The organism is Cystobacter fuscus DSM 2262 (genome assembly GCF_000335475.2).
In the GTDB taxonomy this organism is placed as follows: Bacteria; Myxococcota; Myxococcia; order Myxococcales; family Myxococcaceae; genus Cystobacter; species Cystobacter fuscus.
In genome coordinates this window covers 330,176-354,543 of the sequence record NZ_ANAH02000001.1, presented here as the reverse complement: position 1 = coordinate 354,543, position 24,368 = coordinate 330,176, and the positions used below count along the sequence as shown (strand labels likewise).

Here is a 24,368-nt window from a genome sequence, read left to right as displayed (position 1 = left end):
CCGTTCAACGGTGGGGGGCCTGTCCCGGGGGAATGATGAACAGGGTGACACTCTGGCCAGGCACGAGGGTGTGCACGGCGCCCGCGGCCACGGGTACATCCCTCAGGAGGGTGATGGTATTGGCGGCCGTGAGCTGCCAGACCTGGGCACGCCCTCCCGGGTGGAATCCGGACAGGTTCAAGGTGAGGGGGGTGGAGCCCGTCAACACTTTGTTGACGACCATGACGGTGAGGGCGCCATCGCGCGTGCGCTGGGCGGCGAACGCGGACAGGTGGTCCGGCTCGGGCACGGAGCAGGCCACGCTCACGTCCCCGAAGGTGGACTTGCGCCCGTCGTAGTTGCGGTAGAGCTTCATCGCCTTGTAGGTGGGCGTGGACGTCGCCGGTGTCTCCCAGCGGGTGGCGTAGTCCAGCCCCTCGCGGCCGAAGATGCCGAGCAGGTCGGCCTGGGTGGTGGCGCCATTGATGTGCGCCTCCGCGCCCCAGTTGTACTCGGTGAGGCCCACCTTCGTGCCCGGGTACCAGGTGCGCACCCAATCCTTCAGGCGGGGCACCAGCATGACCGTGTCGTTGATCCACGTCTCGTCGACGTAGCCCGGATCCCACAACGAGCGCGTGGAGCGGTTGCGCCGCAGCTGCATCCGCTGGGAGGTGTTGCCGCTGAACTCGCCGCCCTGGGGGTAGTAGTGGACGGTGAAGACGTCCAGCAGCCGCCGGCCCGTGGTGCGCTCGTGCGCGCGCAGCTGGTTGAGCAGCCAGGGCAGGTAGTCCCAGCCCCCGTTGGCCTCCCGGTCCGGGTAGCGGGTGTAGTCCGTCTGGGGCGCGTATTGATGGTCATGGCCGCTGTAGAAGTAGCCGCTCCAACCCCACTCCTCGGGGCCGAGGATGAGCGCGTCCGGCTCCGCGTCCTTCACCGCGGCGGCGTGCGCGAGGAACATGTCGCGCAGCTCCCGCATGGTGGCACCCCTGGGCCGCACGTCCCGGTGCGTCTGGTGCCAGAGGCTCGGCTCGTTATCCATGATGTAGTGGCGCACGCCCCCGCGCGCGGCCGTGCCCCAGGTCTGGCGCAGGTGCTCCACCCAGCCCTTCTGGAAGCGCGCGTCCACCGCCACGTTGGCGTCCCGGGGATCGTTGGTCACGTCCTTGCCCGAGACGAGCACCCCGTCGCCGGCGTCCGGGTAGTACGGATCCCTGCCCTGCTGCGCGCCATACCTGGCGATGGAATAGCTGCACATCCTGGAGCGGTCCGGCCCCAGGTTCGCCACCCAGCCGAGGATGGGAATGGTGATGAGGGGCTCGGCGTCCGCCGCCAGGGTGCCCTGGATGAAGGCATCCACCTGGCCACCCGGTTGCGCGCTCGGGTAGGCAAGGCTCTCGTAGAAGTAGTCGGCGCCGCGGTTGGCGGCGTTCAATCGCCAGTTGTAGCGGCTGGCGGCATTGCCCCCCCAGCGGTTGACGGTGGCGTTGAGATCCTCCAACTGCGCCCGGGTGGCGTGGGCGACGCCATAGATGAAGGGGTTGATGGGATGCCGCCCGGCGCTCACGTCGATGTGCACCGTCGTGGCTGGATTCTGGGCCAGCGCCGACGAGGCCATGCCGACGAGCAGTCCCACGAGCCAGCTGACCCCACCGCCCCTCTTGCTTCCCGCTCTGGTCCCGCCGCGTTGCCGACGCTCTTGCATTCGTTCGCCCCTCCCCGCCCTCGCGGACCCACCCCTGTGCCTGATAGCGGGGGGCGAACCTGAACATGCGTGGGTTTCACAGCAACCTGGATCCGAATGGAAATCCACGGACCCGGGGACTCAGGTCGTCGCGAGGGGAGGCTGGAATGTCTGGGATTGGGCGGGCCGCGCCCGCCATGGTGGATGCAAGGCATTGAGCTCGCCCCGCGAGGAGGGGCGGGGCTCGCCCTGGAGGGCGTTTCATCCGTTCAGTGGATGGCGGCGCGCACCCCGATGCGCTGGAGCACCTCGGCCTCGAGGACGAGCAGCTCCTCCAGGCGGGCGCGCACCGGCGTCTCGTCGCCGCCCGCCGCCGTGACGGCCAGCCGGTAGAAGAGCGACTGGTGGCCATCCTCGGACTGGGCGAGCTCCGCGTAGAAGCGGCGCAGCGAGTCCTCCTCCAGTCCCTCGGCGAGCAGCGACAGGCGCTCGCAGGAGCGGGCCTCGATGACGGCGGCCACGAGCAGCCGGTCCACCTTGCGGCCCTCGTGCGAGGTGCGCACGGCCTTCTGCAGGCCCTGGGCGTAGGGGTCTCCCGCGTCCCGGTTCAAGGTCAGGCCGCGGGCGGCCATCAGCTCCAGCACCCGGGCCAGGTGCGCGCTCTCCTCGCGCGCCAGCCGCGCCATCTGCGCGGGCAGGCCCGGCAGGTCCGGGTACACCTGGATCATCGAGAGGGCGTTGGCCGCGGCCTTCTTCTCGCAGTGGGCATGGTCCACCAGCACCTCGTCGAAGCGCTCGAGCGCGAGGGGCAGCCAGCGTGGATCACTGGGCGCCCGGAGGATGACGGGGCCCTCACCCGAGAGGGGACGGCGGTCAGGCGTGGGACGGGACATGGGCGCGGACTCTACCGCCCGCCGGACGCGGGGTTCCACCGTCACGAACGTGTCGCGCCGCCGGGAGTCCTGACGCGGGAACGTTGCTTGTCCCTTGGGCCCCGGGGCTTTAGGGACACTCCCGCCATGTCTTCCCACCAGATGCCCCTGATGTTCGTCCGCCACGCCGAGGCCGAGGGTGACCACCGCCTGGGTGACGAGAGCCGTCCCCTGACGCTCGAGGGCAGGGCCACCTTCCGTGCCCACGCACGCAAGCTCGCACGCCTCACGCCCATGGTGGGCATCGCCACGAGTCCCCTGGTGCGCGCCATCCAGACCGCGGAGATCCTCGCCGAGGCCTTCGGGCTCGCGCACGTGGAACTCCTCCCCGAGCTGCGGCCCCGTCCCCAGGCGCCCAAGCGCATCCTCCACATGGCTCGCGAGCTGGGCCCGGGCTGGATGCTCGTGGGGCACAATCCCTCGCTCGCCGTCGCGGGCGCGCGCGCCCTGGAGCAGGAGGAACTGCCCGGCAAGCTGCGCAAGGGGGCCGTGCTGGCGCTCCACCCCCAGGGCAAGCACTTCTCGCTGGCGTGGATGGCGACCCCGGGCCGCTCCCTCTTCAAGCCCGACGCCCCCTCACGCGGTCGCTCCTCGGAGGGACAGGATTGACCGCGCGCGGGGGAGACCGGGCCTCGACGCACGTCAGATGGTGAGGTGCCACAGCTCGCGCAGGTCGGAGGGCAGCTGGCCGATGACGTCGTCGATCTCCCCCTCGGAGACCTGATCCCTCAAGGCGGTGAAGACGGCGCGGATCCTCCGCTCCGCCAAGAGGGGTTCCACTTCCAGGTCCTGCGCCACCATCTGGATGAAGTCCTCCTTGCCGAACTTGCTCGCGGGCTTGCCCGTGTGCCGCTCGCAGCGGATCAGCAGATCCTGAAGCTTGCCGGGGAGCTGGGCTTCCAGGTGGGCCGGCTCCCCGCCGAAGAGCCGCTGTTCCAGGACGCAGAGCACCGAGATCGCGGCACGCTCCGCGTCTTGCTCGTTCATCGAGCCGATGGCCATGAGGTTGCGCAGGAAGGCCTTGTAGGTCTGGTTGCGCCTGGTTTCTCGGCGCTGCTCGCGCCGGGCTTGTAGGTCGACTCCCGAGGCGCGCCGTGTTGCATCTGGCTCCTCCGTGCGCTGCGATTGTGGGTTGATGTCCATCTCACCCTGATTGGTGTCCGCCATATGCGCCTCCCTCGAGTTGAAGGGTTCCCTTCGACCTTGACCATGCGTTGGTCTGGAGGACAGCGGGGGTGGCGCGACGGGAGGCCCACCCTGGTTCCTGTGCGGGCCGACCTCCAGGCGCGCTCCGGGTCATCTCCTTTGGGTGGGGATGTCGGCTGTTTCGCTGTGCTCCCGATGAGCCAGCACTGGAGCAAGTGTGTGGGGGCGGGTGCATTCCCGCACTCCGTTGGAGCGGGCGAGCGGGTGGATGCAGCCCGCGTTCGCCTGGACGTCCGCCCAGGGCAGACACGCCTGCGATGCTATTCAGCCACTACATGAAGCGTCATGCCTCGGCGGTTCGAGCACCCGCTTGGTGGCTTTTGAGTCGTGCCTGCCACGCCTGTGAAAGAGCCTCTGCCTGCGCCAGTGCATGTTGCCGCTGTGCTTCGAGTGGGTTCGGTATGACGACTCGATGCGGAAGCTCATCATGAGTCAGTCCATCGAGTAGACGGCCCGTCTTGCTCTTGCGCACGCCGCCCCACTGCTTGAAAAAGAACGCCACGCCCGCCTCGGCGCATTGATCCCGGAGGGATGCGACCCACTCCCTGTGCAGAGGCCTCGCCCCTGCGCCGCTTTCCCCACCCACGATGACCCAGTGGATGCCGGACAGGTCCACCCGGCCCAGGTCATCGAGCAGTGGCTCTACCGAGAGGAACCGGACCCGAGCAGGTGCTTCACGCAAGTGCTCGATGCGCGGTACCCCGTAGCGGCGATCCTCTACGCTGACGCCCCACCAGATATGTGGCAACTGGGCAGCGAACGCCAATTCGCCCCTCAGGAGTTCCCTCATCCGTTCTGAGCGCTTCGTCAGCACCTGGTAGGTGTGCCAGTTCGCCAGCGCCATCACTCGCGCCACCGCGACGATGTAGTCAACAGGAACGTCCGCGTGGAAGAGGTCGCTCATCGAATTGACAAAGATGCACTTCGGGGACCTCCAGCGAAGGGGCTCCGCTAGTTTTTCGGGCACCAACCGCAAGTCGAAGCCCTGCTCATAGGGGTGCCCGGGCACTCCTCGGAAACGCTCGGCGAACGTCTCCGCGTAACAGTGTTTGCAGCCCGGACTGATCTTCGTGCAGCCCCTCACCGGGTTCCACGTCGCATCCGTCCACTCGATCTTGGAATGGTCGCTCACGTCCTCACCTGGCTCGCCAGCATGTCATGCCGCACTGACGCTGCAGTAGCGCCCCGCCTTCGCGGCCTCCACCAAATGGAGGCGAGCCTGCCTGGCGGGCATGCTCACCGGCCGCAACGTAGTCCAGTATAGGTATCAGGGATCTCGACCGCTGGACGGTAAGTCCCACCGCCCACCTTCAGGGGACGTGGACCCTTCCATTGAGCGTGTCCAGGAAGGCCGACTCGAACTTCTGGCGGTCCGCCGAGACTCCGGCTGACACCGTGTGCCCGGTCTCCGCTTCCTGCGTCCGCCCGCTGCTCTCGCCTTCCTCCACGACGACCCGCACCTTCTTCGGCTCGAAGGTGACGATTCCCTCCACCGCCAGCGACGCGGCCGCGAGCGGATCCCAGAAGAAGTACGTGCCGCTGCGGACGTAGTCCGGATCGCTGGCCAGGAGCCGGTAGACGAAGTCGGCCTCCGCTGTCTGGCGGTCCTTCTCGAAGCGCTGGAGGAACTCCTCCGTCACCTGCACGTGGTCATCTCCTCGCGTTCCGCTGGGGAGGGGCGAGCAGGTGAATGAGCCCTGTTCGCCCTGGTGTGCGCCCGAGGCGGACAAGCGTCACACCTCGACGAACCGTGTGCCGGTGATGCCCTCCGCCTCCATGGCCTGCTTGAGATCTCCGGAGACGATGAGGGCGACCGGCCAGCCCCAGGGCCGGAAGATGTGGGCCCCTCCTACTTTTCCGGGGTCGATGCGCAGGCCCGAAACAACACGGTACTCCCCCACTTTTTCTGGCTGTTCATCCTCGGGCGTCCAGTACGCCACCCGTCTGCACCGGGCGTCGTCGATACACCGGATGAAGCGAAGCGCGTTGAGGATGAAGTAGGGTGAATCATGGCCCTCGACGCGCACGGGAAGGAACTGCACTTCTTGGACATCCAGCCGCTCGAAGAGCTGGACGACCCGTTCATGGACGACAGGAATGGAAAACGCCGCCCAGCAATAGTCCAGAGGACGCCCTGGCGCATCGAGTGGAAACCGAGGAACGCAGCCGAGTTCGAGCGATTTCCCATCCTTGAATTGCCAGGGGTCTAGTTCCTTCCCTTGCTCATCCATGGGGCTTCCCAGATGCCACCGTGACTCGGATCGCCTGTCGTCCATCAGTTCGAAATACCGGGCCATGTGCCTCATTCTCGGCTCCCTAGGTCTTCGTCACCCATTGGTGGAGCGAGGCTCCGGGAGAGCATACCTCATCCGCCACTTTTTGGAGTGCTCGCACCAGATTGCTTTTGCATTGTGCAACGGTCTGGCATTTCCTGAGTGCTGTTTCAAGTCGCTGATAGACTTCCGAATGGTACTCCTCGGGATGGGGGCCTTTATGTCCCTTGAGATAGACGAGGTTTTCCGCCGCATCCAGACTCATCCCAGCCTTTGTGAAGAGCTTTTCGAACAAGGGCGTCCATGGGCCGCCATATCGCGATGAAATCTCATTCTTGTTCGTGGCGAGGTGGTGCCAGTGGTAGTCATTCTGGCTCTCGGTTCCATCCGTGCAGGCTTTGCCCGCCGCTGAAGTCGCCGTGCCCGCTGCTATGCCCGTTACGACAATGGTGCCGTCGGCCACCATCTGCACCGTTGCCGCTCCCTCTACAGTCATTCCCCCGGTCAACGCGTGCCGTGGCGCCTGTAGCAGCGCTCCAATGCCTCCTTGGGGCACCTCCGGCAATCCCCTGGCCACTCCCATGCTGGCTGCCAGCATCAGCACTCGCAGCCCCGTTCCTCCCACCGTTTTGCCGAAGCGCTCCGCGACCACCTCCAATTCCTCCACCGATCTCGCCGCCTCGGCCTCCTGGTACAACCTCGCGCATGCCCTCGCGAATCGGTTGAGTTCCAGCACGCCCACCAGCAAAGCCAGCCTCAGCGTCAGCGCCGTCACAAAGGCTTTGGTGAACAAGGGCTCCGGTGCCAGCCAGGCGGAGAAATACACCAGCACCGACAACGCGACGCTAGAGAGGAACACGGGTGAGCGGAACAGTTCCCGTGCCGCATCCCGGGCACCTTCACCCATATGGGGAGGTGACAATTTCAATGCCATGAAGACGGGGCTCGTCTCTAGTGCTCCGGGCAGTGGCACCTCGGGAACTCCATAGCGGGACACGAACTCCTCTCTCAGCCGTCGTTCCCACTCCTCGGGCTCTGGCTCCGTCGAGGTTCGCACGAGCCGGAAACGACGCCCTTGTTCCCTCGGGAAGGACGCATGGAAGGTCGCGAGTACTTCCCGCGCCTCCTGCGGCCGTACTTGCTCCAGTGCCAGGTCTGGCGCCACCGGCTTGAAGGCAAGCCTCAGTTTGCCTCCGGGCAGTTCGCTCACCCGCACCGCCATGGGTTCCTGCTTCGGGTGAGCTTCGTTCACCTCCGAGCCTCGGGTCGTCATGCACGATGTGAGCAGCACCAAGCTCAAGGCCATGCCCAGGCGCAGCAACAAGAAAGTCTTGCTCATTCCACACTCTAACTGTTCACGGAGTCAGGTGGCCGGCAGAGATGTCAGAACTCTCGATCCGCCGCCCACCTTCAGGGGACGTGGACCCTTCCATTGAGCGTGTCCAGGAAGGCCGACTCGAACTTCTGGCGGTCCGCCGAGACTCCGGCTCGCACCGTGTGCCCGGTCTCCGCTTCCTGCGTCCGCCCGCTGCTCTCGCCTTCCTCCACGACGACCCGCACCTTCTTCGGCTCGAAGGTGACGATTCCCTCCACCGCCAGCGACGCGGCCGCGAGCGGATCCCAGAAGAAGTACGTGCCGCTGCGGACGTAGTCCGGATCGCTGGCCAGGAGCCGGTAGACGAAGTCGGCCTCCGCTGTCTGGCGGTCCTTCTCGAAGCGCTGGAGGAACTCCTCCGTCACCTGCACGTGGTTGGTCGCGTCGAGCGGCACGAGCATGGCCGGCACGGTCTCGAACACTCGCGCCGCCGCCTCGGGGTCCACGTAGATGTTCCACTCCGCATACGGATTGGGAGGATTGACGCCCGGACTGTCACCGACGTTGCCGGGCACCGTCACGGCTCCGCCCATCACGTAGAGCTGCTCCACGCGCTCGGCGAGGGAGGGCCTCGCCTGGAGGGCCTCCGCCAGGTTGGTGAGGTTGCCCAGCGCGAGCACCGTCACCTTCCGCTCGGAGCCTTCCAGGGCGGAGGTCAGCACCTGCACGGCCGTCGACGCGGAGGCGGAGAATCTCGGCTCGGGCAGTGGGACGCCGTTGAGGATGTCCGCCTGTTGGCGCCAGTCATCCGGATAGGCATGGCTGCCCTGGAGGGGCGTCGTGCGGCCACAGGCCACGGGAATGTCCGGGTGGTTCGCGAGCGCCAGCAGCCGCAGCGCGTTGCGCACACCGGGCTCGCAGTGCGCCAGCCCCGCGCCGGTGACGGTGATGGCCTTCACCTCCACGTCGGGCCGACGCAGCAGGAACGCGATGGCCATGGCGTCATCCGATCCCATGTCGGTGTCGATCACCACGGGAGTGCGTCGGTCCACGGGCGCTCCGGAGGGCCGGCACGCGGCCAGGGAGAGGGACAGCAATACGGCACTCCATCGGAACAGGGGCGAGGGGGGCGTCATCGGTGTTTCTCCAGGAAGGGCGGGGTGCTCGTCCTCATGCGACAGGTCGCGCGCCGAGCGGAGGCCTACCAGGATCAAGGCCCGCCATGGGCTGCTCTTCTCATCCACCCATCGTCAGGACGCTCAACCCTACAGGTACGTCCAATCAGTTGACTCGAAAGGTCAAATCGATTTTGACTGGGGGGCGAAGTCCGGACTCCTGGAGGGCGAGCACGTGGCCGACGAAGAGAACGAGAACGGGGGGCGGCTGGGAGAGTTGCGGTTCGGGCGTAGCTGGGAGCAGCTGGGACCGGGGCTCGGCCGACTCCAGGAGGCCCGGCATGTTCGCACCGGACGACCCGTGCTGCTCCTTCGGCCCGACAAGCGCGTGGACTGGCAGCTCGAAGCGGGCTGGCGGGTGAGCCTCTCCACCCACCGGAGGCCGCCCTTCGTGAAGCTGGTGGTGCACCGTGCGCCCACTCGTGGTCGGACGACGAAATTGACGGACCTCTTCGTGCTCTTCGCCGCTGCCTTTCAGCGGGTGGAGGATGATGCGCTCATGGACACGCACCTGAGGAGCGGTCGGAAAAGCGAGCTGAAGCCGGTGAGCGGACGCGTGAGGACCTCGAGCCCGGGGTGGGGTCTGGCAGTGACGGCCCTGGCTCTGCTCTCGCTCGGCGCGGGCTTCTGGCTGCGTGGACTCCGCGATACCTCGGGTCTGGAGGCCCAGACGTCCCTGAACCAATGGACGAATAGTGCCGGGCAGGGAAGCTCTCCCATCGCCTATCCCATGCCCAAGAAGCCTTGGCCGGACCAGGCCACGGCGCCCTGTGGTCCCGTTGAGGTGGAAATCAATGGAGGCTGCTGGTTGACGCTCGAACATCGGCCCCCCTGTGTTCGAGAGTCCCACGCCGAGTATCAGGGCAGGTGCTACTTCCCCGTTGGAAAGAAGAAGGCCACGCGGCCGCCGCAATCGGTCGAGCCGTGAGGAAGAACGCCCCGCGCTAATCCACCAGCACCACGCGCTGGGGGCGGCCGGCGAGGTAGCCCACCCGGCGGGCGACGGGCACCTCAAGACGGAAGGAGCCGAACTGGTAGAGTTGGAGGTATCGGTTGTTGCTGGCTGGGCCGGGTAACCAGCATTGAAATCATTGTTTTTTACGGAAAAAGAGTGACACCTGTCGAGAAACTTTGATGATGTCTGTTTTCTCGATGCTGTCGCCCTTCCTTCGTTGCCCGCCCTCTTTGCTAGTAACGGAGATATCCTTATCAATGAGTAACTCACCTAGTACCTCTCGGTAAATATCGCTACTTGCCGGAGTCGTATTGCATGTTTCTTCGAGAAGCTTTTGGAATTCAATTCCGTCCGTCCGGCGGATCATGAACTCTGGCAGATCTTCTCTTAGACTTCGAATGCTTCGTTCTCGCGAGCTTTTGTCGAAGTTGAAGTCAGGCTGACTAGTGAAGGATTCATCCTTCTTTGGATCATATCCGAGCATATTCAAGCCTGAGCCACCGTTGTGACGGAAGTGGTTCTTGAGTTCCCAATGCAGTTTTGCCATCTCATCGCGAGCGCGGGCGTGCATGGAGAGGTGTACAAGCCAGTAGTCTCTATTGCTCTCACGTGAGGTGATGAAAAATGGAGTGTAGAATCGAGCACCACTTTCTTCATTAAAGATAGGGCCAAATGCTGCTTGAATGAAGAATCTGCGATCTCTAGCGCCTTTGGCCTGCGCGATCTGAGTCAAATCAAAACGATTCTCAATGCCCATCTTGGAGAGAATTATCCGAGATTCTGGGCTATCGGTCAAAAAGTCACCGAAAGCGTCCACGGCGAAGGTCAGGATGACTTCTGCGGAGGGCAGTTCCGAGAAGATCTTTCGAAGAAGTGGGAACGGTACGTCCAGGTAGCCATACTGATCGAGCAAGAAGATCGTTCTTCCAGTACGGCCCTTCTGTCGAATGAACTCGATAAGTTCACTCGCTCTGGCTGCGAAATCCCCTTGCATCAATCTGATTCGCTCATCCTGTAAGAGAGCGCCATAACCGCGCTCCAGGAGCGTTTTGCGCAAATATTCAAGTGTCGTCTTGCTCTTCTCTATAAAGAAGTAGTGAGCGTCAAGCGTGAATTGCTTTGTCTTCCGTGCATTGATCTCTGCGGCTGCTTCTCTCGTTGCTTCAAGAAAGATCAATGGTGAGCCACTAATTTCCTTCCGATTGACCTCATGAAGGTAAACGCCTCCACCGGAGAAACCGTCCACGAGAGTCAACCGGAAGCGATCAATCTTCGGATTGCTGGTTAAGACGTTCAGGTATCGGGAGAGATACGCCCGAAGTACATCGTGCTTGGCAAGGCTATGGACATTGAGTTCGGGCGGTGGCTGACCGATCTCCCAGTGGTACTCCTTTTTCGACATGGACGTCCCCCTAATCGGCCAATGACTACAAGCTACCTACCGGAAACTCGTTCCATTCTTTGTCTCCAAGCATACGACCATTTTCTTTCTTGGAACGACGGATTCCATCAGGTCCGTAGGCGCCCCACTGTTTGAAGAAGAAGGGAATGCTCATTGCTTGGCACTGTCTCAAGACATCCTCTGCCCAAGCAGGATCCATTGGCCTTGCTCCGGGACCTGACTCTCCTCCGACAATGACCCAATGAATACCGTCAAGTTGGAGTTCGCCTAGGGGTCCAAGCAATGGCTCGACAGACAAAAATCGGACCTTTGCATCGATTCTACGAAGAACAGCGATACGCGGAACACCATACTTCCGATCTTCGACCGAGACACCAAGCCACGCATTGGCAGGCACGTTGCGCTGCTCGAAGTACCGCGCCATGAGTTCCGCTCGTTTGGTCAGGATTTGAAAGATGTGCTGCGGCGACCGGCTTATGACGTCGAAGACCCGATCAAGAAATGAGTAGGGTACCTCTCGATGGAAGAGGTCGCTCATCGAATTGACGAAGTACATGGTCGGCTTCTTCCTCTTCAGGGGCTCATCCAGTCGCTCGGGGATGAGTCGGAGCTTGAAGCCATTTTCGTATTCGGGGACGCCCATGGCCTGAAGACGGTATGCCATCGTCTCGGCATAGCAGTGCTTACAACCCGGCGAGATCTTGGTGCAACCCACCGTCGGGTTCCAAGTGTGCTCCGTCCACTCGATCGAGGACTTTGTACTCATCGCGCTGTCCTTGGCTCGTGGCGCTGGCGTTTAGTGCGGCTACGAACGGAATAAGAAAAAGTAGAGCTGCTCGGATGTTCAGTCAAGCGGTATGAGATGGTGATTGAGCGAACCTCGATAGGTGTGCCAAGTCACGCAAAATCTCCGGATTTGTGTGCCCGCTAGGTCGAGAGGACGACCTCCAGCCTTGCCAGCCCTCCTCCTAGCAAGCGGCCCACGCCTAGGTGCCTGTCGGAATATCTCAACGACCCACTACATATCGGGTAGTGCGATTTGAACGCACCGCTACGGTTGGTATGTAGGAGTCGTTTTTTTGGCGGTACTTCGACAAGCTCCTAGTGCTCTCCTCGTGAAAGCAGGTGGGATGGCTAGGCAAGGGGGAGGTATGGTGACCACTGCGGTTGACCTGTGAGTCAGAACACCTCGTGCCCCTCGCCCCGCGCTAATCCACCAGCACCACGCGCTGGGTGCGGCCGGCGAGGTAGCCCACCCGGCGGGCGATGCGCGCCAGGGACTCGTCCTTCTCCTCCACGCGCAGGGTCAGGCGCGGCAGCGACGAGAGGAGGAAGCGCGAAATCTGCCCCAGGCACAGCGTGGCGTGGCCCTTCTTGCGCTGCGCCGGCAGCGTGTAGAGGTTCTCCAACTCCGCGCCGTATTGCGAGCGGCTGCCGATGTCCACCTTGAACACCAGCTCGCCGTTCTCCTCCAGCACGTAGGTGCGCCGCGCCCGCACGCGCTGTGCCACCCGCGCCTCGAAGTGGGGATCCTCCGCGAGCGCGTCCCGATCGTGCAGCTCCTGGATGGCCCCCGCCGCCAGCGGCAACAGGCGCGGGAGATCCTCCTCGCGCGCCGGCCTCAAGAGCGGGTTGGTGAAGGGGCCCAGGTCATCCGCCGAGACGGAGAAGAGCCGGTAGGTGCGCGACAGCTTCGGCCGGCCCACGCACAGGCTGCGCACCAGCGCGTCCACCGCGGGTTTCTCTCCCACCGCCCCCCGGAGCCGCACGCGATCGGCCAGCGCGTCCGCGATCATCCCCGTGGCCGTGCCGTCACTCGCCGAGGGCACCAGCAGCCCTCCCGCGCCGCCCACGAACACGGCCGCGGTGAGCGTCTGCCCATCGAAGCGCCCCCAATAGGAGAAGCCGCCCTGCCCCTCGGGCGAGGTGAGGCCGAACTCCTCCAGCAGTCCCAGCAGGTAGAGGTTGTGGGCCGGATCCCGGGCGAGCAGCGCCCGCAGCGCTTCGGCGTCCCGGGCAGCTAGCTGTTGAACGGTGACGGACATGTGGCGTGCGTGCGAGGTGCTACACCATAGCGCCCCGCCCGGGTTTTCAAGAGCCTCCCGCTTCACGGGATCCCGCGCGGAGTGTAGCAGGTGGAATTTTTCAGCCCAACCCCAGGGCCTCCTTCAAGAGCGTTTCGTGCGCCACCACCGGGCTCCGGGGCAGCGACTCGGGGCGGAAGCGGTGGATGAGCTCCTCGCGCGTCACTGGCGAGCCATCTCCCAGTCCGCTCCAGGCCGCGAGCAGCCCCAGGACCCGCTCGACGGCGATGCCGCGCTCGCGCAGCTCGGCCACCGCGAAGGCGCCTTCCCGCTTGGCCAGCCGCTTGCCGTCCTCGCCCAGCACCAGGGGCACGTGCCAGAAGCGGGGAGGTGTCTCCCCCAGTGCGTCGTAGAGCTGGAGCTGCCGGGGCGTGGAGGACAGCAGATCATCGCCGCGCAGCACGTCGGTGATGCCGCTGGCCGCGTCGTCCACCACCACGGCGAGCTGGTAGCTCGCCACGCCGTCATTGCGGCGCACCACGAAGTCCCCCACCGCCGCGGCCACGTCCTGGCAGGAGCGGCCGTGCAGTCCGTCCTCGAAGCACCACTCCCCGGGGACGGCCTGGAAGCGCCATGCTGGAGGTCGCGTGGCGGCCCGGGCCGCGCGGGCCTCGGGCGTCAGGGCCGCGCACGTGCCCGGATAGCGGGGCCCCTCCTCTCCCAGGCCATGGGGGGCGCTCGCCGCGCGGGCGATCTCCGCGCGCGTGCAGAAGCACGGGTAGACCCGGCCCGCCCGTTCCAGCGTCTCCAGGGCCGCCTGGTACATCTCCCCGCGCTCGCTCTGCACCAGGGGCGGCTCGTCCCAGTCCAGGCCCAGCCACGTCAGATCCCGATACAGGTCGTCCAGGAAGGCGGGCCGGCAGCGCGCCCGGTCCAGGTCCTCGATGCGCAAGAGGAAGCGGCCTCCCGCCGCGCGGGCCTGGAGCCAGCCGAGCAGCGCGCTGCGGGCATTGCCGAGGTGGATGCGTCCGGTGGGGCTGGGCGCGAAGCGTCCGCGAAGGCTCATGACGTGGTGGCGGCCAGACTAGCTTGGCCTCCCCGGGAGGCGTGCGCAGTTTTCACCCGCCGTGCCCCTCGGATGGGGGAGCATGCGTCTTCAGGCGGGCGAGCATGCGTGCCCGTGCCACCCGGTGTGCCCTGGATGGAACCCGATGCGCTTTCTTCACTGCTCCGATGTCCACATGACGGCGGACTACCCGTCGCTGCCCATGCGCCCCCTGGGCTGGAGGCGGTGGCTCGCCATGTTCGAGCAGACCGTGGGAGGGCGCCGCAAGGCCTACGCGCGGGCGCCCGCGACGCTCGCCACCATCGCGCAGGACGCGCGGCGCTGGGGCGTGGATCACTTCATCCTCTCCGGTGACGTCACCCAGTACGCGCTGGAGCCCGAGTTCGTGCTCGCCCGTCAGGCCCTGGGCGAGCTGGCCGAGGACCCGGGCCGGTGCACCATCATCCCCGGCAACCACGATGTCTTCACGCCGGGCAGCCACCGCTCGGGCCGCTTCGCGCGGCACTTCGGCCAGCTCTTGCACAGCGATCTGCCCGAGCACCAACGCGAGGGGGCCTTCCCCTTCGTGCGCCTGGTGGGGCGGGATGCCGCGGTGGTGGGTCTGCTGTCCGCTCGGGTCCCGGTGGTTCCTGGCATCGCCTCCGGCTTCATTGGCGCGGAGCAATTGGAGGGGCTCGCGGCGGTGGTGGCGGATCCCCGGCTGGAGGGCCGGGCCCTGCTGGTGGTGGTGCACCACGCGCCCTTCACGCCTGGAGGCGGGGCGGATCATCCCCTGCATCGGCTGCGGGACGCGAAGGCGCTCATCCGTCTGCTGCGGGGCCCGCGCTTCGCGGTGCTGCACGGCCACATCCATCACCGCTACCACCTGCCGGCCACGGCCGAGCGGCCGCATGTCTTCTGCGCGGGCTCGTCCACCCAGGCTGGGCGCGAGGGCTATTGGATCATCGAGGTGAAGGAGGGCCTGGTGGTGGGCGGGCGCCAGCACGTCCCCGGAGGGCCGCACACGCCCGCTGCCGCCGAGGCTCACGCCTGAAGACGAGGCGAGGCGTAGCGCCGCACGAAGTGGATCCACCGGCGCTCGTCCACCTCCACCTGCCACTCGGTGTTGGGCGTGAGCGGCAGGCGCCGCTTGAGGAAGGACTCCAGGTGGTCCGCGGCCTTCACCGGCGTGAGGCCCGGCGCGCGGAAGGCGACGCGCAGGAAGACCTCCAGTGAGGGCGTCACCTCGATGACGGCGTAGACGCGCAGCGGCCCGACGCGCCGCTGGTTCTGCACGTCCTGCGCGGGCACCACCGTCGCCCCAGTTGCCAGGGCCGCCGTCCAGTTGGATGGATCCAGGGCGAACTCCAACAGCTCGACGCTCGCCTCTTCCAGACTCGCATGCTCATGGATGGAAAGCATTCCCCACCTCCTGTCGTGGCCGATCGCGATCGAGGATGTGCCCAGCTCCCAGGGGGTGCAAGGGGGCGGGGAGCGCTTCTCGCGGTGAGTTCTCCCGCGCGTCCTCCACACGTCAACCACTCGTCAGTAACGCGGTGCGCGGTGTAGCGGCGCTCGGGGGAAGGACTCACAGTGCGTCCCGGGCCTCAACGTCCGAGTGCCACCGACGCGATGAAGCGCCACGAGAGCCGGGTGGCCTCGCCGCTGAGCACGTCGATGAGTTCGTCGCGGGTGCGCTCGTCGCGGCACGCCGTGCGGAAGACGCGATCCAACAGCCGTGGCCGCTCGAAGGCCCACATGAGTCGGCGGTTGAGCCGGAACGCGGTGCGGAAGCGCGTGCGCCAGCGCCGCGCGTAGCCGCCGAGCCCCCGGGCCGACAGGTCTCCCGCGTGCACGGCCTCGGCCACCGCCTCGGCGGCGAAGGCGCCGGACTCCAGGGCGAACTCGATGCCCTCGCCGGTGAGCGGGTTGACGAAGCCGGCCGCGTCCCCCAGCAGCAGCGCCTGATTGAAGGTGGTGTGCCGGGCCGAGGAGCCGAAGGGCAGGTGGTGTCCCTTGGGCCGCCCCACGCGCCGGCCCCCGGCGAGCTCCGCCGCCACGCGGGGGCTCGCGCAGAAGCGCTCGAGCAGCTCGGGCAGCCGCGCGCCGGACGCGGCGAGTTGGTCCGCGCGCATGCCCAGGCCCACGTTGGCCCGGCCTCCGGGCAGCGGGAAGATCCACCCATAGGCGGGCAGCAGCGTCTCGTCCCAGAAGAAGCCCAGGCCCCGGGGGTGTGACAGGCGCACGTTCTCGTAATAGACGCGGATGGCGAAGGCGCACTCGTGCGCGGGGAAGCCCGGGGCCCCGAGCGCGCCGCGGATCACCGAGGGCGAGCCGTCGCATCCGAGCACCACGTCGGCGAGCAGCGACTCGCCCCCGAGGCAGCGCAGCCGCGGCACGTCGCCCTCGCGCTCCAGGCCCACCACCCGCACGCCCTCGCGCAGGGTGGCCCCCGCCTGGACGGCCCTGCGCACGAGCCGCTCGTCGAGCACCTCCCGGGGGATGATGCTGGCCCTGCCGCCGAAGAGGCGGGCCGGAATGGCGGCGTCCCACACCACGCCGCCCGGGGACACGGCGTACACCGAGTCCACGGGCGTCCCGTCGGTGCTCGCCAGTGTGCCGAGCCCCAGGCGCTCCAACATCCACAGCGTGCGCGGCGTGCAGCCATCCCCACACGTCTTGTCGCGGGGAAAATGGCCGCGCTCCAGCAGCGTCACCCGGGCGCCCTGCTGCGCGAGGAAGGTGGCGGCCGATGAGCCCGCGGGTCCTGCTCCGACGATGACGATATGGGGGGCGGAGGCACGGCCGGGCATGTGTCACGCCCTCTTTACTACGCCGGCTCCGCTCGGAAGGGAGGGATCCCGTCTCACCCTCGCGCGGCGGACACTCCGGCCGGGGGGGCGCGCTGCGCGTAGACGGTGGGCATCAGCGCGCGCACGCGCGTGCCCAGGCCCAGCAGGCTCTCGGAGTGGCCGAGGAAGAGCATTCCCTGGGGGTGGAGATGGTTGAGCAGCCGCTCCACGGCCCGGGCCCTCGAGGCCGGGTCGAAGTAGATGAGGACGTTGCGGCAGAAGAGCAGATCGAAGCGCCCCAGCATCCCGTTCTCGTCGTTCAGGTTCACCCGCTGGAAGCGCACCAGCGCGCGCAGGTGGGCGTCCGCCTTCATCCACGCCTCCTGGCTACCCACGCCGCGCAGCATGTAGGCACGCAGGTAGGGCCTGGGAATCTGCACCGCCTTCTCCACCGGCCAGCGCGCCTGCCGGGCCTGCTCGAGGATGCGCGTGGAGAGATCCGTGGCGAGGATGTCGATCTCCCATCCCTCCTCGGCCGGCAGGTGGTGGCGCAGCACCATGGCCAGGGAGAAGGGCTCCTCGCCCGTCGAGCACCCCGCGCTCCACACCCGCACCCGCTTGCCTTCGCCGCTACCGGTGTCCCCCTGGGCACGCCAGCGCGGCAGCACGTCACGCGCCAGGAAGTCGAAGTGCCGGGGCTCGCGGAAGAAGTGGGTCTCGTGCGTGCACAGCGCGTCCAACAGCCGCACGCGCTCGGCGCTGTCCTCCTCCGCCCGCCGCAGGTAGGTGCCGAAGGAGGGGTTGCCCAGCTCGCGCAACCGGCGCGACAGCCGCCCCACCACCAGCGCCTTCTTCGCGGGCGACAGCCAGATGCCCGCCTCGCGATAGACGAACTGCTGGTAGCCGGTGAACTCCCGATCCGACAGCGGCGGCGGCTCGGGGGGCACGGACTCCCCGGGCTCCTCCCGGAGCATCTTCTTCATGCGACCTTCCCGGTGGTGCGCTCGGTGTCCTCCCCGGGCGGGGCCCGCAGCGCCGTGGCCGACAGCACTTCCTGGCCGCTGAGCACCTTGTCGATGTCCAGCAGCAGGATGAACTTGCGCGCCGTGCCAACGCGGCCCATGCCCAGCAGGTACTCCACGTGCACCTGCGTGCCGAAGGCGGGCGGCGGCGCCACGTCCTCGGGCCCCAGCTCGATGACCTGGCCGATGGCATCGGCGAGCAGGCCCAGGACGATGTCCTCGTTGCCCTGCCGCACCTCCACCACCACGATGCAACTGCGGCGCGTGAGCTGGATGGGCGGCAGGCCCAGCTTCACCGTCAGGTCCACCACCGGCACCACGCTGCCGCGCAGGTTGAACACGCCGCGCACCCACGCCGGGGCTCCGGGAACGCGGGTGACGGTGTCGTACTCGATGATCTCCTTCACCCGCAGGATGCCGAGCGCGTACTCCTCTCCGGCGAGGATGAAGCTGAGGTACTGCGTGGCGGCGGAATTCTCCTCGCTCATGTCATTCATCATCACACCTGGAAGCGCTTGAAGTCCCGATCCTCGTCGGGATGGTGGGCGGGGGCGGAGGCCCGGGGGGCTGGCTTGGACGCTCCGGCGCCGAGCCCGCTCGTGGCGGCCTTCAACCCCGCGGTGGGCGAGTGCGTCTGCGGGCGGTGGGCGGCCGGGGGACGCGTGCCGCGCTCGGAACCCTCGGTGGCGAGGTGGAAGAAGGACACGAGCTGCTGCAGCGCCTCCGCCTGGGCGGACAGCTCCTCGGCGGTGGAGGCGAGCTCCTCGGAGGCCGAGGCGTTGCGTTGCGTGACCTGGTCCACGTGCAGCATGGCCTTGTTCATCTGGGTGACGCCGGTGGCCTGTTCGGCCGAGGCGGCCACCACCTCCTGCACCAGGTCCGCCGTCTTGCGGATGGAGGGCACCAGCTCCGAGAGCAACTGCCCCGAGCGCGACGCCACCTTCACGCTGCTGGAGGCCAGCCCCGAAATCTCCCGCGCCGCCGTCTGGCTGCGCTCGGCCAGCTTGCGCACCTCGGTGGCCACCACCGCGAAGCCCTTGCCATGGGCCCCCGCGCGCGCCGCCTCGATGGCCGCGTTGAGCGCCAGCAGGTTGGTCTGGTAGGAGATCTCCTCGATGATGGTGATCTTCTCCGCGATGGAGTTCATCGCCTCCACGGTCTCCTTCACGGCCCGGCCGCCTTCCTCCGCGTCCCGGGCGCCCTGAAGGGCCATCTGCTCCATCTGCCGGCTGTGGTCCCGGTTCTGGGTGATGGTGGACGTCATCTGCTCCAGGCTCGCGGTCGTCTCCTCCACGCTGGTGGCCTGCTCGTTGGTGCCATGCGACAGGCTCTGCGAGGAGGAGGACACCTGGGCCGACGCGGAGGCGAGCGTGCCGGCGCCCTCTCTCACCTCGCTGATGACCTGGGAGAGCTTGAGCACCATGCGCTGCATGGCGGAGAGCAGCCGGCCCGTCTCGTCCTGGGTCTCCGAGGTGACCCGCACGCTCAGGTCGCCATCGGCGATGCGATCCGCCACCCGCAGGGCCTCGTGGAGCGGCCGGGCGATGATCCGCGCGATGAGGATGCTGAGCAGCACGCCGACGAGCAGGCTGGCCCCCACGACGGAGAGGATCCACCCCCGCGCGACGGCGTAGATGTTGTCCGAGTCAATCGACGCCTTGCGCGAGGACTCCTGGATGACCACCGCCAGCTGATCCAGCTTGTCGGAGGAAGCCTGATAGAGCTGTTGCGCGCGGCCCTGGTTGATGCCCTGGAGCTGGTCCAGGGTCGGGTTCTTGCGTGACAGCTCGATGATGCGGTCGTGTTCCTCCAGGTAGTCCCTCCAGAGGCGGGTGAACTCCTCGTACAGGAGCCGCTCCTTCTCGGAGGAGATGAGTGGCTCGTACTTCTTGAAGCTGCTCTGGATGGCCTCCTGCTCCTGCCGCATGAGCCGCTCGAACTCGGTCATCTGCGCGGGATCGGTCGACATCATGTGCTGCTGCTCGAGGATGAGGAAGTCCGAGGTGTCGGTGTTCGCGGCGGACACGTAGATGATGCTGGGCATCCAGGTGTCGGTCACCACGTCCGTCGCGTCATTCATCTTGCTGAGCTGCTGGGTGGCGAAGAGACCCAGCACGACGTTGAGCATGCTCAGGCCGATGAAGGAGAGGAGCAGCTTGGTGGAGATCTTCAGGTTGTAGAACCAGGTCATGGATGGGGGTGATTCGGGGTGGGGAAACACTCAGGCGAGGGCGGCGGGAGAGGCCGCCTGGAGCGCCTGCTGAAGGAGCGCGGGGACGTCGAGGATGAGGGCGACCCTGCCGTCCCCGAGCAGGGTGGAGCCCGAGAGTCCGGGCAGTCCCTGGCAGAACCTGCCCAGGGGTTTGATGACCGTCTGGCCCTGGCCGAGCAGGGTGTCCACGGCGAGGCCGGCGAGGCCGCGCTCGTGGCTGATGATGACGAGATTCTCCCGGGCGGGCGTGCTGCCTCCCAGGGCGAAGTGCTCGCGCAGGCGGAGGAAGGGCAGGGGTGAGCCGCGCAGGTGGAAGACGCCGGTACTGCCCGGGCGGCTCTCCGCCGCGGGCAGCTCCACGCACTCCAGCACGTTCTGCAGGGGGATGACGTAGGTCTCGCCCCCCACCGCGACGTTGAAGCCCTCGATGATGGAGAGGGTGAGCGGCAGGCGCAGACTGAAGGTGGTGCCCTGGCCCGGGAGGCTGTCCACGGACACGGTGCCCCGGAGCGACTCCACGTTGCGCTTCACCACGTCCATGCCCACGCCGCGGCCGGACAGCTCGGTGATGCGCTCGGCGGTGGAGAAGCCGGGCGCGAGGATGAGCCGCAGCAGCGCGCCCTCATCCGGCGTCTCCTCCGGCCCCAGCAGGCCCCGCGTCCGGGCTCGCGCGGTGATGCGCTCGCGGTCCAGGCCCGTGCCGTCGTCCACCACCTGGATGACGAGCGTGCCCGCGTCGTGGAAGGCGCGCAGACTCAAGGTGCCGGTGGGCGCCTTGCCGCGCGCCTGGCGCACCTCGGGCGTCTCCAGTCCGTGGTCCATGGCGTTGCGCACCAGGTGGGTGAGGGGGTCGCGGATGAGCTCGGCGATCGTCGTGTCCACCTCCACGTCCTCGCCGCTCAGCTCGCAGCGCACCTGCTTGCCCATGGCGAGGCCCAGGTCGCGCACCGTGCGGACGAAGGGCTGGAAGGTGCGCCCGATGGGCACCATCCGCACCTTCATCACCAGCTCCTGCAGGTCCAGGTAGAGCCGGTCCCCGTCGCGGTGGGCCTCCATCAGTTGCTGGGGCGTGTAGCGGTGCGCCTGCGTGAGCATCTCCGCGAGCCGCCCGCGCGCGATGGCGATCTCCCCGGTGAGATCCAACATCCGGTCCAGCCGCCCCAGCCCCACGCGCAGGGTGTGCTCCCGGTGCGCGGTGGGCTCGGCCGGGGACGCGGGCCGCTCCGGCGCCGTCACGCGCGCCTGGACGGGCTGGGAGGCCTTGAGCGTGCTCTCCAGGAGCCGCCGCACCTCCAGGGCCGGCAGCCGCTGGGCGGACTCGCTCGCGGGCTCGAGGCCCACCTGCTCGCGCAGCACGTCCACGGCCTGCAACATCAGCGAGCCCAGCCCGGCGTGCAGGACGACGGCCCGCGCCTCCAACAGCGTGAGCAGATCCTCCAGCAGGTGCGCCAGCTCCACCGCCGCGGTGAGGCCCACCGCGCCCGCTCCGCCCTTGAACGTGTGCAGCGTGCACTGCAGGGAGGCGAGCGGTGGCGAACCAGACGTGCGCTCGAGCGCTAACAGGCCCTGTTCCAGCGTGGCGAGTTGCTCTTCGGCCTCGGCGAGGAAGAGGCCGTGGATCTTCTCCATCTCGGGAGTCATGGGGGCCGAATGCAACAGCAATCCGCGCGCCAGGATTCTTTTGTTCACAATCGTTCGAATTTACTCGGCCCTGGCGGCTGCCCCCGGCTCGGTTTCCAAGATCTTGAGTCTGGATTCTAGACTTTGGCCGAGAGGCCCAGGCTCTTGAGCTTCTGGTACAGCGAGCTGCGGGGGATGCCGAGCCGCTGGGCGGCGCGGCCGACGTGCCCTCCCTCCGAGGCGAGTACCCGGGAGATGTGGCGGCGCTCGACTTCCCGCAGGGTGAGCGAGAGGTCCGACTCCGGCGGGGACGCGGTGGGCGCGTCGGGGCGCATGCCCGCGAGGGCGGCGTTGAAGTCCAGGTCCTCCGTTTTCAGCACGGGGTGGGCGGAGAGGAGGGCGGCGCGCTCGAGCACGTTGCGCAACTCGCGCAGGTTGCCGGGCCAGGTGTAGCCACACAGGGCGGCCTCGGCCTCGGCCGTCAGCCCGAGCCCGGGACGTCCCAATTCGTCGGAGAGCCGCTCGAGCATGTTCCGGGCGATGATGGGGATGTCCTCGGGGCGCTCGCGCAGCGCGGGCAGGCGCAGGGGCAGGGTGCTGATGCGGAAGTAGAGATCGCCGCGGAAGCGCCCGGCGCGCACGCGCTCGACGAGGTTCTGGTGGGTGGCGGCGATGAGCCGGATGTCCACCGTGCGCTCCTCCACCTCGCCCAGCCGCCGGAAGCGCCGCTCCTCGAGCACCTTGAGCAGCTTGGGTTGGACGAGCGGATCCATGTCGCCCACCTCGTCGAGGAACAGGGAGCCCTTGTGGGCGACCTCGAGCAGGCCCAGCTTGCGCTGGACGGCGCTGGTGAAGGCACCGCGCTCGTGGCCGAAGAGCTCCGTCTCCAGGAGCTGCGGCGCCAGGCCCGCGCAGTTGAGCTGCACCAGGGGCGCGCGCGCCCGGGGCCCGCGCAGGTGGATCCACGAGGCGAGCATGCCCTTGCCCGTCCCGGTTTCTCCCAGCAGCAGCAGGGCGCGATCGCTGTCGAGCAACCGGCGGACGGTGGCTTCCAACTGGCGGATGAGCGGGCTGACGCCCAGGAACGGCTCGGGCCCGCCGGCCGTGTCCGGGGGAGGAAGGGCGCGGGTGCGTTGCGCCTCCAGCGCGTGCTCCATCAGACGCAACAGAGTGGGTGGCTCCACCGGCTTGGGCACGAACTGCTCCGCTCCGAGCTTGATGGCCTGGACGGCGCCGTCGATGGAAGGGGTGGCGGAGAGCACCAGCAGGGGGACGGAGGGATGGCTGGCGCGCCACTCGGGGAGCATCTCGGACAAGGGGCTCCCTGGCAGGTGCTCCTCGAGCAACACCACGTCCGGCCGGGCGCGACGCAGCAGCTCTCGCGCCTCGTGGGCGTTGCGCGCTTCCAGTGCCTCCCACCCCCGCGGCTCGATGAACCGGCGGAGGGCAGAGCGGAGTTCCAGGTCCGCGTCGGCGATCAGACACCTACCCGTCATGGTGGCTCATCACTCACCTCCTCTGAGGGATCGCTAGGGTGGCACCCCGACGCTCGAGCAGTGCGAAGGCCCTTCAGGTCGCCGCTGCTTGTGATGTAGCCACTCGGGGTGGCCCGGGCATCGCGGCCCTCGCGCCGGGCCCGCATCAGGAGGCGAGGGGCTGGCGCGGAGGGCGCGTGCGCTCCACGGCGGCCTTGAGCTGGCCGCAGCCCGCGTCGATGTCGATGCCGCGGCGCTGGCGCACGGTGCTCGGCAGGCCGTAGCCCGCGAGGATGTCCTGGAAGGCGCGCACGGAGTCGGGGCCGCTGGGCTGCTCGGCGTAGCCCACCGTGGGGTTGAGGGGGATGAGGTTGACGTGCGCGTCCATGCCCTGGAGCAGCGCGCCGAGCGCGTGGGCCTGCTCGGGCGTGTCGTTGCGCCCGGAGATGAGGGCCCACTCATAGAAGATGCGGCGTTTGCGCTTGTCCGTGTAGTAGCGGCAGGCGTCCATCAGCTCGGCGAGCGACCACTTGCGCGCCGCGGGCACCAGCGCGCCCCGCTCCGCGTCCGTGGCGCCATGCAGGCTCACCGCGAGCTGCACCGGCCGGTCCTCGTCCGCGAGCCGGCGGATGCCGGGCACCACGCCCACGGTGCTCAGGGTGATGAAGCGCGGCCCGAGCGCCAGCCCCAGCGCGTCCACCAGGATGTCCACCGCCGCGAGCGTGCCCTCGTAGTTGTGCAGGGGCTCGCCCATGCCCATGAGCACCACGTTGCGCAGGGACTCGTTCGTCTCGCGCAACAGCCGCGTGACGTGCAGCACCTGGCCGATGATCTCCCCGGGCGACAGGTGGCGCACGAAGCCCATCTGCCCGGTGGCGCAGAACACGCACCCCATGGCGCACCCCGCCTGGGTGCTCAGGCACACCGTGGCCCGGCCCTTGAACCGCATGAGCACCGTCTCCACCGTCTGCCCGTCGCGCAGCCGCAAGAGCAGCTTCCGGGTGTAGCCGTCCGAGCTGAACACCTCATGGTGGGTGGTGGGCCGCTCCAGGAGCGTGCGCTCGCGCAGCGTCGCCACCAGCTCCGGCTTCAGCCCGGTGAGGGCGTCGAAGGACTCCACCTGCTGCCGGTAGAGCGCCGTCCAGAGCAGATCCCGGTAGTGGGCGCTGTAGCCCCAGCGACCCAGCAGCTCGCCCAGGGCGGCGCGGGGCAGGTCGTACAGGTTGACCAGGGGAAGGGCGGGGGAGGCATCCATCGTCG

23 protein-coding genes are annotated in these 24,368 nt (G+C 67.5%); 3 read left to right on the top strand and 20 right to left on the bottom strand.

Annotated elements, in window-relative coordinates:
• Positions 1-4: 4 nt before the first annotated feature.
• Positions 5-1,612, bottom strand: a complete 1,608-nt coding sequence (locus D187_RS01335; protein ID WP_043427713.1) for a glycoside hydrolase family 44 protein — start codon at positions 1,610-1,612, stop codon at positions 5-7.
• A 317-nt stretch (positions 1,613-1,929) separates the two neighbouring features.
• Positions 1,930-2,553 carry a MiaE family protein gene (locus D187_RS01330; RefSeq protein ID WP_002622122.1) on the bottom strand — a complete coding sequence of 208 codons (624 nt, stop codon included), beginning with the start codon at positions 2,551-2,553 and terminating at the stop codon, positions 1,930-1,932.
• Between the two features lie 126 nt (positions 2,554-2,679).
• Between D187_RS01330 and D187_RS01325 the strand changes: the two genes are divergently transcribed.
• Positions 2,680-3,201 (top strand): SixA phosphatase family protein, encoded by a 522-nt coding sequence (locus tag D187_RS01325; protein ID WP_002622121.1) that lies wholly within the window; start codon positions 2,680-2,682, stop codon positions 3,199-3,201.
• A 33-nt stretch (positions 3,202-3,234) separates the two neighbouring features.
• Here D187_RS01325 and D187_RS01320 read toward each other — a convergent pair whose 3' ends face one another.
• The 6 genes from D187_RS01320 to D187_RS01295 all read right to left on the bottom strand — a co-directional run bounded on the left by D187_RS01320 (position 3,235) and on the right by D187_RS01295 (position 8,522).
• Positions 3,235-3,759, bottom strand: coding sequence for a DUF2267 domain-containing protein (locus D187_RS01320; protein ID WP_002622120.1), 525 nt, complete (start codon positions 3,757-3,759; stop codon positions 3,235-3,237).
• A 322-nt stretch (positions 3,760-4,081) separates the two neighbouring features.
• Positions 4,082-4,930 carry a DUF5131 family protein gene (locus tag D187_RS01315; protein ID WP_002622119.1) on the bottom strand — a complete coding sequence of 283 codons (849 nt, stop codon included), beginning with the start codon at positions 4,928-4,930 and terminating at the stop codon, positions 4,082-4,084.
• A gap of 178 nt (positions 4,931-5,108) precedes the next feature.
• Positions 5,109-5,444, bottom strand: coding sequence for a hypothetical protein (locus tag D187_RS01310; RefSeq protein ID WP_002622118.1), 336 nt, complete (start codon positions 5,442-5,444; stop codon positions 5,109-5,111).
• Positions 5,445-5,531: 87 nt separating this feature from the next.
• The gene (locus D187_RS01305) at positions 5,532-6,029 is read right to left on the bottom strand and encodes an imm11 family protein (RefSeq protein ID WP_002622117.1); all 498 of its coding nucleotides are present in this window, start codon (positions 6,027-6,029) and stop codon (positions 5,532-5,534) included.
• Positions 6,030-6,114: 85 nt separating this feature from the next.
• Positions 6,115-7,410: an AHH domain-containing protein gene (locus D187_RS49275; protein WP_051256163.1), complete on the bottom strand. Its 1,296-nt coding sequence runs from the start codon at positions 7,408-7,410 to the stop codon at positions 6,115-6,117.
• A 71-nt stretch (positions 7,411-7,481) separates the two neighbouring features.
• Complete coding sequence (locus tag D187_RS01295) at positions 7,482-8,522, bottom strand: nucleoside hydrolase (RefSeq protein WP_002622115.1); 1,041 nt, start codon at positions 8,520-8,522, stop codon at positions 7,482-7,484.
• A gap of 214 nt (positions 8,523-8,736) precedes the next feature.
• Here D187_RS01295 and D187_RS01290 point away from each other — a divergent pair, with 214 nt between their 5' ends.
• On the top strand, positions 8,737-9,489 hold the full coding sequence (locus D187_RS01290) for a hypothetical protein (protein WP_043427709.1): 753 nt from the start codon (positions 8,737-8,739) through the stop codon (positions 9,487-9,489).
• Between the two features lie 160 nt (positions 9,490-9,649).
• Here the strand turns inward: D187_RS01290 and D187_RS51845 are convergent, their stop codons facing one another.
• The 4 genes from D187_RS51845 to gluQRS form a co-directional block, all read right to left on the bottom strand.
• Positions 9,650-10,918 (bottom strand): three-Cys-motif partner protein TcmP, encoded by a 1,269-nt coding sequence (locus tag D187_RS51845; RefSeq protein ID WP_020917714.1) that lies wholly within the window; start codon positions 10,916-10,918, stop codon positions 9,650-9,652.
• A gap of 25 nt (positions 10,919-10,943) precedes the next feature.
• Positions 10,944-11,684 carry a DUF5131 family protein gene (locus tag D187_RS51840; protein ID WP_076606069.1) on the bottom strand — a complete coding sequence of 247 codons (741 nt, stop codon included), beginning with the start codon at positions 11,682-11,684 and terminating at the stop codon, positions 10,944-10,946.
• A gap of 442 nt (positions 11,685-12,126) precedes the next feature.
• Entirely contained in the window at positions 12,127-12,963 is an 837-nt protein-coding gene (locus D187_RS01285) for a GNAT family N-acetyltransferase (RefSeq protein ID WP_002622110.1), read from the bottom strand.
• A 100-nt stretch (positions 12,964-13,063) separates the two neighbouring features.
• Positions 13,064-14,008 (bottom strand): tRNA glutamyl-Q(34) synthetase GluQRS, encoded by a 945-nt coding sequence (gene gluQRS / locus D187_RS01280; RefSeq protein ID WP_002622108.1) that lies wholly within the window; start codon positions 14,006-14,008, stop codon positions 13,064-13,066.
• A gap of 145 nt (positions 14,009-14,153) precedes the next feature.
• Between gluQRS and D187_RS01275 the strand changes: the two genes are divergently transcribed.
• Positions 14,154-15,041 (top strand): metallophosphoesterase family protein, encoded by an 888-nt coding sequence (locus D187_RS01275; RefSeq protein WP_002622105.1) that lies wholly within the window; start codon positions 14,154-14,156, stop codon positions 15,039-15,041.
• On the opposite strand, the gene D187_RS01270 is transcribed toward D187_RS01275, so the two are convergent.
• The 8 genes from D187_RS01270 to rlmN all read right to left on the bottom strand — a co-directional run bounded on the left by D187_RS01270 (position 15,032) and on the right by rlmN (position 24,363).
• The gene (locus D187_RS01270) at positions 15,032-15,409 is read right to left on the bottom strand and encodes a hypothetical protein (RefSeq protein WP_002622103.1); all 378 of its coding nucleotides are present in this window, start codon (positions 15,407-15,409) and stop codon (positions 15,032-15,034) included. The two genes, D187_RS01275 and D187_RS01270, sit on opposite strands and share 10 nt — an antisense overlap.
• A gap of 185 nt (positions 15,410-15,594) precedes the next feature.
• A complete protein-coding gene (locus D187_RS01265; protein WP_002622101.1) occupies positions 15,595-16,800 on the bottom strand; it encodes an NAD(P)/FAD-dependent oxidoreductase in 1,206 nt (401 codons plus the stop codon).
• Positions 16,801-16,853: 53 nt separating this feature from the next.
• Complete coding sequence (locus D187_RS01260) at positions 16,854-17,762, bottom strand: CheR family methyltransferase (RefSeq protein WP_002622099.1); 909 nt, start codon at positions 17,760-17,762, stop codon at positions 16,854-16,856.
• Positions 17,759-18,289: a chemotaxis protein CheW gene (locus tag D187_RS01255; RefSeq protein ID WP_155893107.1), complete on the bottom strand. Its 531-nt coding sequence runs from the start codon at positions 18,287-18,289 to the stop codon at positions 17,759-17,761. Before D187_RS01255 ends, D187_RS01260 begins: the two co-directional genes overlap by 4 nt.
• An 11-nt stretch (positions 18,290-18,300) precedes the next feature.
• On the bottom strand, positions 18,301-19,992 hold the full coding sequence (locus D187_RS01250; protein ID WP_002622095.1) for a methyl-accepting chemotaxis protein: 1,692 nt from the start codon (positions 19,990-19,992) through the stop codon (positions 18,301-18,303).
• Positions 19,993-20,022: 30 nt separating this feature from the next.
• Positions 20,023-21,654 (bottom strand): chemotaxis protein CheA, encoded by a 1,632-nt coding sequence (locus tag D187_RS01245; RefSeq protein WP_043427707.1) that lies wholly within the window; start codon positions 21,652-21,654, stop codon positions 20,023-20,025.
• Positions 21,655-21,770: 116 nt separating this feature from the next.
• Positions 21,771-23,129, bottom strand: coding sequence for a sigma-54-dependent transcriptional regulator (locus tag D187_RS01240; RefSeq protein ID WP_002622092.1), 1,359 nt, complete (start codon positions 23,127-23,129; stop codon positions 21,771-21,773).
• A 145-nt stretch (positions 23,130-23,274) separates the two neighbouring features.
• Positions 23,275-24,363, bottom strand: a complete 1,089-nt coding sequence (gene rlmN, locus D187_RS01235) for a dual-specificity RNA methyltransferase RlmN (protein ID WP_002622090.1) — start codon at positions 24,361-24,363, stop codon at positions 23,275-23,277.
• Positions 24,364-24,368 lie beyond the last annotated feature (5 nt).

Bases quoted from the DNA above. Each gene is read 5' to 3' on its own strand.
- D187_RS01260 (WP_002622099.1), bottom strand. From the start codon at position 17,762: ATGAAGAAGATGCTCCGGGAGGAGCCCGGGGAGTCCGTGCCCCCCGAG.
- D187_RS01325 (WP_002622121.1), top strand. From the start codon at position 2,680: ATGTCTTCCCACCAGATGCCCCTGATGTTCGTCCGCCACGCCGAGGCC.
- D187_RS01305 (WP_002622117.1), bottom strand. From the start codon at position 6,029: ATGGATGAGCAAGGGAAGGAACTAGACCCCTGGCAATTCAAGGATGGG.
- D187_RS01255 (WP_155893107.1), bottom strand. From the start codon at position 18,289: ATGAGCGAGGAGAATTCCGCCGCCACGCAGTACCTCAGCTTCATCCTC.
- D187_RS01245 (WP_043427707.1), bottom strand. From the start codon at position 21,654: ATGACTCCCGAGATGGAGAAGATCCACGGCCTCTTCCTCGCCGAGGCC.
- D187_RS51845 (WP_020917714.1), bottom strand. From the start codon at position 10,918: ATGTCGAAAAAGGAGTACCACTGGGAGATCGGTCAGCCACCGCCCGAA.
- rlmN (WP_002622090.1), bottom strand. From the start codon at position 24,363: ATGGATGCCTCCCCCGCCCTTCCCCTGGTCAACCTGTACGACCTGCCC.
- gluQRS (WP_002622108.1), bottom strand. From the start codon at position 14,008: ATGAGCCTTCGCGGACGCTTCGCGCCCAGCCCCACCGGACGCATCCAC.
- D187_RS01320 (WP_002622120.1), bottom strand. From the start codon at position 3,759: ATGGCGGACACCAATCAGGGTGAGATGGACATCAACCCACAATCGCAG.
- D187_RS01250 (WP_002622095.1), bottom strand. From the start codon at position 19,992: ATGACCTGGTTCTACAACCTGAAGATCTCCACCAAGCTGCTCCTCTCC.
- D187_RS49275 (WP_051256163.1), bottom strand. From the start codon at position 7,410: ATGAGCAAGACTTTCTTGTTGCTGCGCCTGGGCATGGCCTTGAGCTTG.
- D187_RS01295 (WP_002622115.1), bottom strand. From the start codon at position 8,522: ATGACGCCCCCCTCGCCCCTGTTCCGATGGAGTGCCGTATTGCTGTCC.
- D187_RS01285 (WP_002622110.1), bottom strand. From the start codon at position 12,963: ATGTCCGTCACCGTTCAACAGCTAGCTGCCCGGGACGCCGAAGCGCTG.
- D187_RS51840 (WP_076606069.1), bottom strand. From the start codon at position 11,684: ATGAGTACAAAGTCCTCGATCGAGTGGACGGAGCACACTTGGAACCCG.
- D187_RS01270 (WP_002622103.1), bottom strand. From the start codon at position 15,409: ATGCTTTCCATCCATGAGCATGCGAGTCTGGAAGAGGCGAGCGTCGAG.
- D187_RS01265 (WP_002622101.1), bottom strand. From the start codon at position 16,800: ATGCCCGGCCGTGCCTCCGCCCCCCATATCGTCATCGTCGGAGCAGGA.
- D187_RS01330 (WP_002622122.1), bottom strand. From the start codon at position 2,553: ATGTCCCGTCCCACGCCTGACCGCCGTCCCCTCTCGGGTGAGGGCCCC.
- D187_RS01240 (WP_002622092.1), bottom strand. From the start codon at position 23,129: ATGACGGGTAGGTGTCTGATCGCCGACGCGGACCTGGAACTCCGCTCT.
- D187_RS01275 (WP_002622105.1), top strand. From the start codon at position 14,154: ATGCGCTTTCTTCACTGCTCCGATGTCCACATGACGGCGGACTACCCG.